The sequence below is a fragment of the Enterobacter sp. PP-008-ECC_S150 genome (genome assembly GCF_045257065.1).
GTDB classification, from domain to species: Bacteria; Pseudomonadota; Gammaproteobacteria; order Enterobacterales; family Enterobacteriaceae; genus Enterobacter; species Enterobacter chengduensis.
The window spans coordinates 350,935-364,058 of the sequence record NZ_JBJHHG010000002.1 but is presented as its reverse complement, the minus strand read 5'-3'; the positions used below and the strand labels follow the sequence as shown (position 1 = coordinate 364,058).

At 57.5% G+C, this 13,124-nt stretch carries 12 protein-coding genes and 1 pseudogene; 5 read left to right on the top strand and 8 right to left on the bottom strand.

Going from position 1 to position 13,124, the window contains the following annotated elements:
- Positions 1-162: 162 nt before the first annotated feature.
- The 6 genes from ACJBF3_RS04370 to ACJBF3_RS04345 all read right to left on the bottom strand — a co-directional run bounded on the left by ACJBF3_RS04370 (position 163) and on the right by ACJBF3_RS04345 (position 6,275).
- The gene (locus tag ACJBF3_RS04370) at positions 163-345 is read right to left on the bottom strand and encodes a hypothetical protein (RefSeq protein ID WP_014883604.1); all 183 of its coding nucleotides are present in this window, start codon (positions 343-345) and stop codon (positions 163-165) included.
- A 148-nt stretch (positions 346-493) separates the two neighbouring features.
- On the bottom strand, positions 494-1,246 hold the full coding sequence (fnr, locus tag ACJBF3_RS04365; RefSeq protein ID WP_006174991.1) for a fumarate/nitrate reduction transcriptional regulator Fnr: 753 nt from the start codon (positions 1,244-1,246) through the stop codon (positions 494-496).
- A gap of 183 nt (positions 1,247-1,429) precedes the next feature.
- A complete protein-coding gene (gene ogt, locus ACJBF3_RS04360; protein ID WP_045329099.1) occupies positions 1,430-1,945 on the bottom strand; it encodes a methylated-DNA--[protein]-cysteine S-methyltransferase in 516 nt (171 codons plus the stop codon).
- Positions 1,946-1,955: 10 nt separating this feature from the next.
- A complete protein-coding gene (abgT, locus tag ACJBF3_RS04355; protein WP_047723591.1) occupies positions 1,956-3,482 on the bottom strand; it encodes a p-aminobenzoyl-glutamate transporter in 1,527 nt (508 codons plus the stop codon).
- Between the two features lie 37 nt (positions 3,483-3,519).
- On the bottom strand, positions 3,520-4,965 hold the full coding sequence (locus ACJBF3_RS04350; protein WP_045329098.1) for a M20 family metallopeptidase: 1,446 nt from the start codon (positions 4,963-4,965) through the stop codon (positions 3,520-3,522).
- On the bottom strand, positions 4,965-6,275 hold the full coding sequence (locus tag ACJBF3_RS04345; protein WP_045329097.1) for a M20 family metallo-hydrolase: 1,311 nt from the start codon (positions 6,273-6,275) through the stop codon (positions 4,965-4,967). Before ACJBF3_RS04345 ends, ACJBF3_RS04350 begins: the two co-directional genes overlap by 1 nt.
- 175 nt (positions 6,276-6,450) lie before the next feature.
- Between ACJBF3_RS04345 and ACJBF3_RS04340 the strand changes: the two genes are divergently transcribed.
- On the top strand, positions 6,451-7,362 hold the full coding sequence (locus ACJBF3_RS04340) for a LysR family transcriptional regulator (protein ID WP_045329096.1): 912 nt from the start codon (positions 6,451-6,453) through the stop codon (positions 7,360-7,362).
- 368 nt (positions 7,363-7,730) lie between these two features.
- Positions 7,731-8,293, top strand: a pseudogene (gene smrA / locus ACJBF3_RS04335) (DNA endonuclease SmrA).
- Between the two features lie 27 nt (positions 8,294-8,320).
- Here the strand turns inward: smrA and ACJBF3_RS04330 are convergent.
- A complete protein-coding gene (locus tag ACJBF3_RS04330) occupies positions 8,321-9,982 on the bottom strand; it encodes a methyl-accepting chemotaxis protein (protein ID WP_045329094.1) in 1,662 nt (553 codons plus the stop codon).
- Positions 9,983-10,125: 143 nt separating this feature from the next.
- Here ACJBF3_RS04330 and ACJBF3_RS04325 point away from each other — a divergent pair, with 143 nt between their 5' ends.
- From ACJBF3_RS04325 to umuC, 3 genes are all read left to right on the top strand, one after another.
- A complete protein-coding gene (locus ACJBF3_RS04325) occupies positions 10,126-11,004 on the top strand; it encodes an aldo/keto reductase family oxidoreductase (RefSeq protein ID WP_045329093.1) in 879 nt (292 codons plus the stop codon).
- Positions 11,005-11,112: 108 nt separating this feature from the next.
- Positions 11,113-11,547 (top strand): translesion error-prone DNA polymerase V autoproteolytic subunit, encoded by a 435-nt coding sequence (gene umuD, locus ACJBF3_RS04320; protein ID WP_045329092.1) that lies wholly within the window; start codon positions 11,113-11,115, stop codon positions 11,545-11,547.
- Positions 11,531-12,793, top strand: a complete 1,263-nt coding sequence (gene umuC / locus ACJBF3_RS04315; RefSeq protein WP_045329091.1) for a translesion error-prone DNA polymerase V subunit UmuC — start codon at positions 11,531-11,533, stop codon at positions 12,791-12,793. The genes umuD and umuC overlap by 17 nt, the downstream gene beginning before the upstream one ends.
- A gap of 42 nt (positions 12,794-12,835) precedes the next feature.
- Here umuC and ACJBF3_RS04310 read toward each other — a convergent pair whose 3' ends face one another.
- Entirely contained in the window at positions 12,836-13,105 is a 270-nt protein-coding gene (locus ACJBF3_RS04310; protein WP_045329090.1) for a hypothetical protein, read from the bottom strand.
- Between the last annotated feature and the right edge of the window lie 19 nt (positions 13,106-13,124).

The window sequence follows — 13,124 nt, the reverse complement described above, 5'->3', positions numbered from 1 at the left end:
GATTTGGGGGCGGTTTACTCTTGGGGGCCAATATAGGGGCGGCAAATTAACCGATATACTCCGACATTATCCTTATGGCGTTGGGGGTATGTCATTGATATTCATCTAAGTTATTGAGCGTGGTGAGATTATGATTTCCACTCAATAATTCATGAAAATTTATCAGAGGAAAAGTACCGTGGTCGTCACCGCGATAAAGGCAATAAACAGCAGCACCATCACCGCTATCGCAAAGGTCGTGGAGTCCTGAACGTAGGTTTTTTCCTCCCCCTTCATCGGGCCGACAAGCATGATCCAGATGAAGATAAAGGTTACAGAGGCAATCACGACTGAAACGAAAAACAAACTTTCTCTCAATTCATAACCTCAACGTGAACCTTTCAGGCGCTGGGTGGGGACGTGCTGCGGTGAAAATCTCGGATAACGGAAGCGTTGCTGTGCCAGAACGATAAATCTGGATTATTTATCGCTCTGGCAGCACGCATGCGGAGAGTTATGCCACGTTGCGGGCATGACCGGCAAGCACGGCCAGCGCTTCACCGTTTTCGATAGTAATGTATTTACCCTTAACGGCCAGCATCCCGCTTTTCTGGAAACGACCCAGCAGACGGCTAATGGTTTCCACAGTCAGGCCCAGGTAGTTACCAATATCACCGCGCGTCATGGTCAGACGGAATTCACGCGGCGAGAAGCCACGCTCGGCGAAGCGGCGGGAGAGGTTGTAGATAAACGCGGCCAGGCGCTCTTCTGCGTTCTTTTTGGAAAGCAGCAGAATCATGTCCTGATCGCCTTTGATCTCGCCGCTCATCAGACGCATCATCTGCTGGCGCAGGTTAGGCATCTTGCCGGACAGATCGTCCAGGGTTTCAAACGGGATTTCGCAAACCATCGAGGTTTCGAGTGCCTGAGCAAAGCTCGGGTGATGGCCCGTACCGATGGCGTCAAAGCCCACCAGGTCGCCCGCAAGATGGAAGCCGGTGATCTGCTCATCACCCTGTTCGGTGATGGTATAGCTCTTAATGGTGCCAGAACGGATAGCATAGAGCGATTTCAGTTCGTCTCCCGCTTTAAACAGCGTCTGCCCTTTCTGAATAGGCTTTTTGCGCTCGATGATATTATCAAGCTGATCGAGTTCATGCTCATTCAGGGTAAACGGGATACAGAGCTGGCTGATGCTGCAATCCTGGCAATGGATAGCACAACCGCCAGACTGAATGCGTCGTATAATTCGCTTTTCCGGGATCATAGGTTTGCTCAAGCCTTAATTGATATTGGTCAATTTTAACATCTTTTTGGTAAGTACGTAAGCCTGACAAACCTTCAATAAGGACAAGAGACGGCAACGTGTTGCCATCTTCTTGAAATTCCACAGCTTGATTATGGATTTTTAGCCTAACCGGTAGAAAATTAAGCACTAAAAGCCTGGCAACTAGAGCAAAAGATACCCTTCGTGACGCAGTAACCACTCTTTTCGCTGCACGCCGCCGGCATAGCCGGTCAGGGTGCCGTTGCGGCCAATGACGCGATGGCAGGGCACCACAATGCTGACCGGGTTAGCGCCGTTTGCGGCACCCACCGCGCGTGCGGCGCCTGCGCGGCCTAGCTGCTCCGCGAGCTGGCCATAATGCATCACCTGCCCGCAGGGTATAGACCGCAGCGCCTGCCACACTTCGCGCTGAAAAGGCGTGCCTGCCGTGGCGGTCGGCAGAGTATCAATGATGCTGAGATCGCCTTCGAAGTACGCCGCAAGCCTGTCGCTCAGCCCACCCGGGTTGCTGGCCCGGATACGTTCATACCCCTGTGAGCGGTAGTGAATCGCAAGCAGTTCTTCCATGCGGTCGCTGTGCTCTTCCCACTCAACCGCGCGCAGGCAAAACTGCTCGTCCGCGATCACCCACAGCGGGCCAAGCGGCGTCGCAATCTTGTCTTCGAGTAATCTCAGCATCCTTATTCCTTTAGTTCAGCCTCGGGTGGATCCCCGGCCCAATCGGCAGGCCGACAAGATACCACGCCACCAGCATCACCAGCCATACCCCTAAAAAGATAAGCGGGTAGGGTAAAACCAGCGAATAGTAGGTACCCAGTTTGGCTTCCGGCCTGTAGCGCTGCAGGAAGCCTAAGAACAGCGGAACAAACGGCGAAACCGGCGCCAGCGGGATCACCGAGGAGTCCGCAATGCGGAACAGGATCTGGGCAAACGCCGGGTGGAACCCGAGCATCATAAACATCGGCACGAAGATCGGCGCCAGAATCGACCAGATGGCGGAGCCGCTAGCGATAAACATGCACAGCAGGGAGGACAGCAGCGCCAGGCCGACAAACGCCGGGACGCCGCTTAACCCGGCAGCCTCCAGCGCGTCGGTGAGGCCCACGGCCATAAACTTACCCATGTTGCTCCAGTTAAACATCGCCACAAACTGCGCCAGCGGGAACACCATCACGATAAACCCCGCCATCTCTTTCATCGGCTCGATCATCAGCTGCGGCAGATCGCCCTGGCGGCGGATTTTGCCGGTGGCGATGCCGTAGGCGAGCGAAACGACAAAGAAGAAGAGAATAATCAGCGGCACGATGCCCTGAATAAACGGCGACGGCAGGACGGTATGCTTAACCGGATCGCGCAATATGCCGTTTTCCGGCACGACCATCAGCGCCACCACGGCGATAAAGGCCAGCGAGACGATCCCCGCCACGCGCAGGCCAAAGCGCTGCGCTTCGCTCAGGGTTTCCAGCTTTTCGTCACTGCGGCCTTCCCATTTACCGAGGCGCGGCTCGATGATCTTGTCGGTAATGAGCCCGCCGACTATCGTCAGGACAATCACCGAGCTTGCCATAAAGTACCAGTTGTCGATCACGCTGACGTGCATGGCCGCATCGATGGTCTTCGCCGCCTCCGTGCTGATGCCCGAGAGCAGCACGTCGGTGGTCACAATCAGCAGGTTGGCGGTAAACCCGCAGCCCACGCCCGCAATCGCCGACAGCAGGCCCGCCACGGGGTGACGCCCGACGGCGAGGAAGATCAGCGCCCCCATCGGGGGCATAATCACCAGCGCGGCGTCGGAGGAGATATGGCTGAAGAAGGCGATAAACAGCACCATATAGCTCGCGTAGCGCGCGCTGACGTGGGAAGCCATCTTCACCATCAGGGCGGGCAGCAGGCCAACGCGTTCAGCCAGCCCGGCGCCCAGCACCAGCGCCAGAATGGCGCCGAGCGGGGCGAAGCCGCTGAAGTTTTTAATCACGTTGGGTAAAAACCAGTGCAGCCCTTCAATGCTCAGCAGGTTTTTCACCGCCACCAGGCTGCCGTCGGCCGGGCTGCGCACGCTCACGTCAAAGGCGGAGAGCACGGCGGTGGCGACCATCAAAATCACAATCAGATAGATAAACAGCAGGAAAGGGTGCGGCACTTTATTGCCGATCCTTTCAACCCAGCCATAGAGCTTACCGGATGGGGAATGCGAAGGTATGGATGACATACTCATGGGCGTTCCTCGGGAGTGTTGTGTTGTTGTGTTTTTTTTATTTTAAAGGTGACGGCGTCACGCCCTGCGGGATCGGACACGCGTACGGTGTTTCTAGTATTTGGTTTTCAAACTCTTCACGGCATTTTTTCAGCAGCGCGGCGTCCTGCAGCAGCGTGAGCGCGGTGGCGCCCAGCACTTTTCCGGCCAGCAGCATGCCCTTGTGGGCAATAGAGGTCCGCCCCTGAGACACCAGCTGCCAGGTGTGCAGCGGCGTGCCGACGGTAAAGCAGGGGCTGAAGCACTGGGCGACCGGCATTTTCCAGCTGACGTCACCCACGTCGGTTGAACCCGCCAGCACGTTGTCGGTGATGGCATAGGGCGCGACGTCATCCACCAATAGCGTCTCCTGATGACGGCGGGCAAAGGCTTTACCCGCTTCTCCGCCCGTGGCGGCAATATTTTTCAGGCTGTTTTGCAGATCGCTGGGCGTCAGGGTGGCGCGTATCTCGCGGGCGAAAGCGCGTTCTTCCTCCGTCCACTCCGGCGTACCGTAGTGCTGCAGGGCGCGATACATCGCCGCCTCAAGCGTGCGGTTCGGCAGGTAGCTGGAGCAGGCTTTATCAAAACGACATTCGACGGTGGTTTCGGTCATCATCGCCGCGCCCTGGGCAATTTTCTCAATGCGCTCGTAGATCTGCTGCGCATCCGCCATCTCCGGGGCGCGGATCAGGTACAGCACCTCGGCCTGGGCCTGCACCACGTTGGGGGAAATCCCGCCGGTGTCGGTGATGGCGTAATGGACGCGCGCTTTCTCAATGATGTGCTCGTTGAGGAAGTTGGTGCCGGTGGTCATCAGCGTCACCGCGTCCAGCGCGCTGCGCCCTAAATGGGGGGAGTTGGCCGCGTGCGCCGCCACGCCGTGAAAACGCCAGGCGGCCTGAATATTCGCCAGCGTGCTAACGTTAAACATCCCGGCGAAGGCTTCCGGGTGCCAGGTGACGGCGGCATCCACGTCATCAAACAGGCCTTCGCGCACCATGAAGGTTTTCCCGGAGCCGCCTTCCTCGCCGGGACAGCCGTAAAAGCGCACCGTTCCGCTGCCGCCGTGCTGCGCCAGCCAGCTTTTCACCGCCACCGCGCCCGCAAGCGCCGCGGTGCCTAAGAGGTTATGCCCGCAGCCGTGGCCGTTAGCGCCCGGCGTGGCGGATTGCGCGGTTGCGCAGTGCGCCTGCTGGCTTAACCCGGCCAGCGCGTCGTATTCACCCAGCAGGGCAATGACCGGTTTCCCGTTGCCGAAGCTGGCAATAAAGGCGTTGGGAATACCGCCGGCCTCGCGGGTCAGCGTAAATCCTTCAGCCTCCAGCTCGCTGGCCAGTCGTTCGGCGGACCAGAACTCTTCGAAGCGGGTTTCGGGACGATCCCAGATCGCGTCGGCAATATCGGTTAACGTCCGACATCGCGTATCGATCGCATCGGCAATAAAAGCGTAGTTCTCCTGCATTACACACCTCGCGTCCACGGGAAATTAAGCGCAGTTCGCGCCAGCGTTTCGATGGCGATAGCCATAACCTGCTCATCGAAGTCGAATTTTTCGTTGTGATGCCCGGCGCTCAAATCCGTGCCGAACACCATATAGGACGCCATGCCGCCGTTCTCCTGCACGCGGGCCATCATCAGCGTGGCGTCTTCGGAACCTGCCGGGGCTTTCACCTTATCGAGGGCGTGAACAACTCCGGCAACCCGGCTCGCCTGTTCGCGCAGATAATCCACCCAGGCCGGCGTCGGCGCGCTGGAGGTGGCCGCCCCCATCAGGCGCATCTCGGCGCTCACGCCGTAGAGCGCCGCCGCGCCGGTAATGACCGCCTGGGCGCGTTCAAAGACATACTGATTGATCGCTTCGCTTTCGCCGCGGGTTTCCACTTTGAGCAGGGCATTGGCGGGCACCACGTTGCGCCCGCTGCCCGCCTGCATTACCCCGACGTTCACCCGGGAGGCGCCGTCGCTGTGCGGCGCGATGCTGTGCAACGCGAGGGCGGCCTGCGCGGCGGCGAGCAGGGCGTTACGCCCGTCCTCCGGTTTACCGCCCGCGTGTGCGGCCACGCCGGTAAAGTTCACGTCGAACTTGGTGGTGGCCATAAAGTTATCGCTACCGCAGATGACCGTACCGGCAGGCACGCCGGTGCCAATGTGAATGGCCGTGAAATAGTCCACATCGTCCAGCGCCCCGGCGGCAACCATGGCGCGCGCGCCGCGGGTGCCTTCTTCGGCAGGCTGGAAGATCAGCCTGATGGTGCCGTTCAGCCGGGCTTCATTCTGCTTAAGCACCTGCGCCAGCCCCAGACCAATGGTGGTGTGACCGTCGTGCGCGCAGGCGTGCATCATTCCCGGGTTGCAGGAGGCAAAACCGTCGCGGAACGGGCGGTGGCTTTCATCCAGCGCTTCGCTTAAATCAAGGGCATCCATGTCGACGCGAAACGCCAGGGTGGGGCCCGGGCGGCCGGTGTTCAGGGTCGCCACAATGCCGGTAAACCCGCCTTCAAACGGTGCCAGCCATTTCTCAGGCGCGCCCTGGGCCCGTGCACGGGAAAACTCTCGCGCCTGGGTTGCCGCATCGGGCAGCCCCATACGGCTTTCTGCATCGACGACGTCGCGCCCCATCGCCAGCGCGTAGCCCAGCGAGTCCAGGATTTCCGCGACCTTCGCGGCGGTACGAAACTCAACCCAGCCGGATTCCGCAAAATGGTGAAAATCGCGACGCCACGCGCTCAGCTGTGGGGATAACGTCTGGATGTACTGCGCCAGTGTGTCCATATCTGTTCCTGTCATCATTAAAATATGTGAACTGCTTCACGCTGTGATAGTTTTTACTTATCACTAACTGATTTTTCACAGTTTTAACCGTTCAGGAATTACCCTCGCACATCCCTTTCCAGTAAAGTAGATGACAGTTTCTTTATTCTGATAAACAACGGTTATCGGTCGGGCTATGTCATTTCAGGTTAAATTTCACCATCTCCGGGCATTTGTTGAAGTTGCACGTCAGGGCAGCATTCGCGGTGCCAGCAGGACGCTAAATCTTTCCCAGCCGGCGCTGACAAAATCCATCAAAGAGCTGGAGGAGGGCATGGCGGCGCAGCTTTTTGTGCGCAGGAGTAAGGGCGTTGCGTTGACCGAATGCGGTGAGGGTTTTTACCAGCGCGCCAGTTTGATTCTGGAAGAGCTGCGCGCGGCGCAGGATGACATCCGTCAGCGGCAGGGTGAGCTGGCCGGGCAGATCAACATCGGGATGGGGGCGAGCGTTTCACGCGCGCTTATGCCTGCCGTCATTACCCGCTTTCATGCGCAGCATCCGCAGGTCAAGGTGCGGATTATGGAAGGGCAGCTGGTGTCGATGATCAATGAATTACGCCAGGGCGAGCTGGACTTTACCATCAACACCTATTATCAGGGGCCTTACGACCACGAGTTTACGTTTGAAAAACTCTTCGAAAAGCCGTTTGCGGTATTTTGCCGGGAAGGACATCCGGCGATGAAGGCCACGTCCATTAATGAACTTCTGCATTATAACTGGACAATGCCGACGCCGCGTGGAAGTTATTATAAGCAGCTGGAAGAGGTATTTAGCCATCGTTCGCAAATACCGCGAATTGGGGTGGTTTGTGAAACATTTTCATCCTGTATTAGCCTGGTCGCGCAAAGTGATTTTTTAAGCATCCTACCGCAGGAGTTAGGCTGTGACCCGCTCCTGGCGCACCGTCTGGTCATGCTGCCGGTAGTCGAATCACTTCCAAAAGCGACCTATTATTTAATTCAGCGCCGTGATTCACGTCAGACTCCGCTCGCTGAATCATTAATTACGCAATTCAGAAGGGAAGCGAGAAATAGAGTCATTACGTGAAATATATATTATAAAATACATATTAAAAAAACAGGATCTGCCCGACATCAGACAGACCCTATAGCACACACAGCAGTGCGTCCTTTCGCCAGTCCTGAGTATTATATCCATGAGGCAGGTATATTTAGGTATAACACCTTTCCCGAAAAATGAAAGGCAGGCGAGTAATTGATTTTATGAAATTTTAACGTAAATCACGTATTTTACTTTTGCTGAAATTTTAGTTAAGTAAGGTTTAAGTTTATTTAATAAGAACTATATATATTCATCAGGTTAATATTATCACCGTGTATTGCCCTGTGACGGTGATTGAGGCCAGCCTCAGGCGCAGGTATAGTACCGTCCTCAGCTGTAGCCGGAGGATGCCCATGAACCCTGACGACAAATCCTTTTTTCTTGACGCCATGGAAGATGTCCAGCCCCTGAAGCGCTGCGCGGATATTCACTGGCAGCCCAGCCGCAACGCGCGAGCGCGCGAGGAGGTGGAAAGCGAACAGCTGGATAACTTCCTGACGCTGGATTTTCTTGACGTCCTGCCCCTTGAAGAGCCGCTGGCGTTCCAGCGCGAAGGGGTACAGCAGGGCGTTATTGATAAGCTGCGCGCGGGTAAATACGCCCGCCAGGCCAGCCTGAATCTCCTGCGTCAGCCCGCCGAGCGCTGCCGTCAAATGCTCTATTCGTTTATTCGTCAGGCCGGACGTGACGGGTTGCGCAATCTGATTATCATTCACGGGAAAGGGCGCGAGCAGAACTCGCATCCCAACGTGGTGCGCAGCTATCTGGCGCGCTGGCTGACGGAGTTCGAGGAGGTGCAGGCCTTCTGCGTGGCGCTGCCGCATCACGGGGCAGCGGGGCATGCTATGTTTCACTGCGAAAGTCCGTTGAAGCAAAGCAGGAAAACTGGGAGCGGCACGCCAAGCGCAGCCGATAGCGGGCGATATTCTCGCCCGCCTGAAGCTTAGAACGTTTCCCAGTTGCTGTCGGTAGAGGCGGTTGTCGTTGCCGGGCGCAGCAGCTGGGGCGTTTTCACATTGGCCGGAGGCGGGGCGACCGCTTTTTCTTTGCCGTTAAGACGGAACGCGGCCACCGCCTGGCGCAGCTGCTCGGACTGATCTTCCAGCGCCGCCGCCGCCGTGGCGGACTCCTGCACCAGCGCGGCGTTTTGCTGCGTCACGCTGTCCATCTGCGAAACGGCCAGGCTCACCTGCTCAATGCCGCGGCTCTGCTCGTCAGAGGCCGATGAAATCTCGCCCATGATATCGGTCACGCGGGTGACGGCGGCGACAATTTCCTTCATGGTGGTGCCCGCCTCGCTAACCTGCTCAGAACCGGTACTCACCCGGCTGACGGAGTTTTCGATAAGCCCCTTGATCTCTTTCGCCGCCTGTGCGCTGCGGCTTGCCAGCGTGCGGACTTCACCTGCAACCACCGCAAAACCACGCCCCTGTTCCCCGGCGCGTGCCGCCTCCACCGCGGCGTTAAGCGCCAGAATGTTGGTCTGGAACGCGATGCTGTCAATCACGCCGGTAATATGCGCAATTTGCTGCGAACTGTCGGCGATGTCGTTCATGGTGCGCACCACGTTATCCACGACGCGACCGCCGCGCGCGGCCGTCTCGGAGGCATTTTTCGCCAGCAGCGTGGCCTGACGGGCGTTATCGGAGTTCTGCTTAACCGTCGCGGTCAGCTCCTCCATGCTGGCGGCGGTCTCTTCGAGCGAGGCGGCCTGCTGCTCGGTACGGGCGGAAAGATCGTTACTCCCTGCTGCAATTTCACCTGCGCCGGTGTAGATGGAATCGGTGCTTCCGCGCACGGCGCTGACGGTGGTGACCAGCGACTGCTGCATCTCATGCAGCCCCGCGGCCAGCTGACCCATCTCATTGCGACCGGAGATAGCGATATCCTGCGTCAGGTCGCCCCCTGCAATGGCGCGAATATGGTTCATAATGGAGTGGAGTGGCTTCAACAGCAGGTGCTGTAAACCCTGCCAGATGACCACCAGAACCGCGATAACTGCCAGCAGGATCGCCGCCAGCGTCCACTGCATCTGCGTGAAGCTGCTCTGGTTCTCTTCGGTTGCGGCCTTCAGCAGGGTGTTGTTTTCGGCGCGCCAGCGGTTATAGACCGCTTCCATATCGTCCTGCGCCTGCTGCGCGTCCAGATCGCCATAGGCCTGATAGTTGTCGGCACGCAGATACTCAATCGATAAACGCATCACTTCGTGCATCTGGTTCCAGGATTTCTGCATCTCGTCGGTTAACGCCGCATTCTGGCCGTTAACCTGCGGCAGTTTCTGCCACGCTTTGTTATAGGCTTCGGCTTTTGCCAGCGAGTCGCCTGCGGTGCCAAGCAGTTTATTGATCGCCGCAAGGGAAGCCGGGTCGCGCTGGTTTTTCAGATAGCGGATCGCCACGCGGGTGACGGTGACGCGCGTTTTCACCAGCGTGTTCACGCTGTCGCTCAGGCTTTCCTGCTGGGCATTAAGCACCCCGGAGTTCTGGAAATTATGGCGATCGTTACTGACGGCAGAGTAGAACAACCCTCCCGTGACAGCTTGCAGCAGACAGAATATGGTGAGGGCAAAGATAATACCGGTAATCACGTGCAGATTTTTCAGCATAGCGGTCGTCCGTAAGAGAAGATGCAGGGTTACTTCATTACTATCGTCGTAGAGAATGTAAACTTTAATTAACTCACGCTTAACTAAAGGCTCCCTGAGGGAACCTGTTGTAAATCCGGATCATTTTTATGAGGAAGGTCGACATGAGCAGCATTGATAAAAGCGGGACTTACGCGCTCGGCACGCGCACGGTGAAACGACTGGGCTACGGTGCGATGCAGCTCGCCGGGCCGGGCGTTTTTGGTCCACCGAAGGATAAGCAGGCCGCGCTGGACGTGCTGCGCGAAGCGGTGGCAGCCGGGGTGAACCACATTGATACCAGCGATTTTTATGGTCCTCATATTACTAACCAGCTGATCCGCGAGGCGCTTCATCCGTACCGGGACGATCTGACGCTCGTCACCAAGATCGGCGCCCGCCGCAACGACAAAGGGGCCTGGCTGCCGGCCTTTTCCGCGCAGGAGTTGACTCAGGCGGTGCATGACAACCTGCGTAACCTGCAGCTGGACGTGCTGGACGTGGTGAATCTGCGGATCATGTTTAGCGCCCACGGCCCTGCGGAAGGATCGATTGCGGAGCCGCTCTCCACCCTCGCAGAGTTACAGCAACAGGGGCTGGTACGCCACATTGGCCTGAGCAACGTCACGGCCACTCAGGTCGCGGAGGCGCAGAAGATGGTGCCGGTGGTGTGCGTGCAGAACATGTACAACATTGTGAACCGGGGCGACGACGCGCTGGTGGATCTGCTGGCGCAGCAGGGGATTGCGTATGTGCCGTTCTTCCCATTGGGCGGCTTTACGCCGCTGCAGTCCACCGGCCTGCAGGCCGTCGCGGACTCCCTGGGCGCAACGGCGATGCAGGTTGCGCTGGCCTGGCTGCTGCAGCGTTCACCCAATATCCTGCTGATCCCCGGCACCTCTTCCGTGGCGCATCTGCGGCAAAATCTCGCGGCGGGAGAACTGCAGCTGCCGCCTGACGCGCTGGAAACGCTGAATTCGCTGGTAAGCCAGTCGCCGAACTAAATCCGTTCAAACTTCAATGCGTTCGGCTTCCCCGGCAGAAAGCATCTTGATCCTGGCCCATAATCCGTAATACTGTATTTATATACAGTATTACGGCAGGAGGGCTTTATGGACACTCTTTTTTCTTATCATCCAGACCAGAACATTGAATTACCGCTGTTTGCAGAGCGTGTTGCCTGCGGTTTCCCCAGCCCGGCGCAGGATTATGTGGAGGATCGTCTCGATCTTAACCGGCTGGCGGTCAGGCACCCCAGCGCGACCTACTTCATCAAGGTGAGTGGAGACTCCATGACGGGCGCGGGGATCGGCGACGGCGATCTGCTGGTGGTCGACCGCTCGCTCAATGCCGAGCATGGGGATATCGTCGTGGCGTCGGTCGCCGGTGAGTTTACGGTGAAGGAGCTACAGACCCGTCCGGTGCTGCGGCTGCTGCCGCGTAACGCCCGCTACCAGCCGATTACCTTTCAGTCCGAAGAGGAGCTGCAGATCTTCGGGGTCGTCACCCACACGCTTAAAACGCATAAACATGTTCGCGCTGGTTGATGTGAATAGCTTCTATGCCTCCTGCGAGCGGGTATTCCGCCCCGATCTGGAGGGCAAACCTATCGTGGTGGTGTCCAATAACGACGGCTGCATTATTTCGCTGTCGCGGGAGGCCAAACGGTTCGGCATAAAAATGGGTGAGCCCTATTTCAAATTCAAGGAGAAGGGCTATCCGTCGCGGGTGTATGTCTTTAGCTCGAACTATGCGCTGTATGCCGACCTCAGCAGCCGGGTAATGCAGACGCTGACCGATCTCGCCCCGGCAATTGAGATCTACTCCATCGATGAAGCCTTCGTGAACGTTTCTGGCGTCAGTAACTGCATGTCGCTGGAAGCCTTCGGTCACCAGATGCGCACGCAGGTTTTTAAAAATACGGGCTTAACCGTTGGCGTCGGCATTGCCCCGACCAAAACGCTGGCGAAGCTGGCCAACTATGCGGCGAAGCGGTGGGCCAGCACGGGCGGCGTGGTCGATCTGTCAGGCCGCGAGCGGCAGCGTAAACTGCTGGAAAAGGTGCCGGTTGACGAGGTATGGGGCGTAGGGCGGCGCATCACGAAAAAGCTCAACGCGATGGGGATTACCACGGCGCTGGAGCTGGCAGAAGCGTCCTCCTGGGTCATTCGCAAACATTTTAACGTGGTGATGGAGCGTACGGCGCGCGAGCTTCGCGGCGAGCCCTGTCTTGATCTGGAAGAGTTCACCCCCACGAAGCAGCAAATCATCTGCAGCCGTTCGTTTGGCCACCGTATTACGCAATATGAAGAGATGCACCAGGCCATTTGCGCCTACGCGGAACGCGCCGCAGAGAAACTGCGCGGCGAGCATCAATACTGTCGTTTTATCAGCGTGTTTGTGCGCACCAGCCCGCATGCGGACAACGAAATTTATTACGGCAATCAGGCTTCGGTCACCCTGATGACGCCCACCAATGACTCGCGGGATATCATCCGCGCCGCCACGGAGGCGCTGGGGCGAATATGGCTCGACGGGTATCGCTATATGAAGGCCGGGGTCATGCTGGCGGACTTTTTCAGCAGCGGCGTCGCCCAGCTTAATTTGTTTGACGATAACCGACTGCGCGCCAACAGCGCGGCGCTGATGGAGACGATCGACAGCGTAAATCACTCCGGCAAAGGGAAGATATGGTTTGCCGGACAGGGGATTGAGAAAGCGTGGGCGATGAAGCGGGAAATGCTGTCACCGGCGTATACGACGCGGTATGCGGATTTACCGGTAGCGAGGTAAATAGCAGGCGAGTCTGGATTGTTACTTACCACGGGTAAACGATCAGGCAAAGAGCCCCTTAATCAGCATATAAAAAAGAGAGAACAGGCAGAGAAGCTGAACCGTTCGTAAGGACCACAGCTGAAAACGCCATTGATAGCGTTCTTTGGCATCGGCTTGTGCGATCGGATCATCGGAATCAGGGTGGCTTTTCCGTATGCGCCGTAGAAAATCATGACACAACCAGATCAGCAGTATGAAAAGAACGATTTTGGTAAAAAGTGAACCGTAGGCAGTAAAAAATGAATCCCAGTAGCAGCGGAGGGTGTCCATAGCCTTTTCCTTTCCTGAG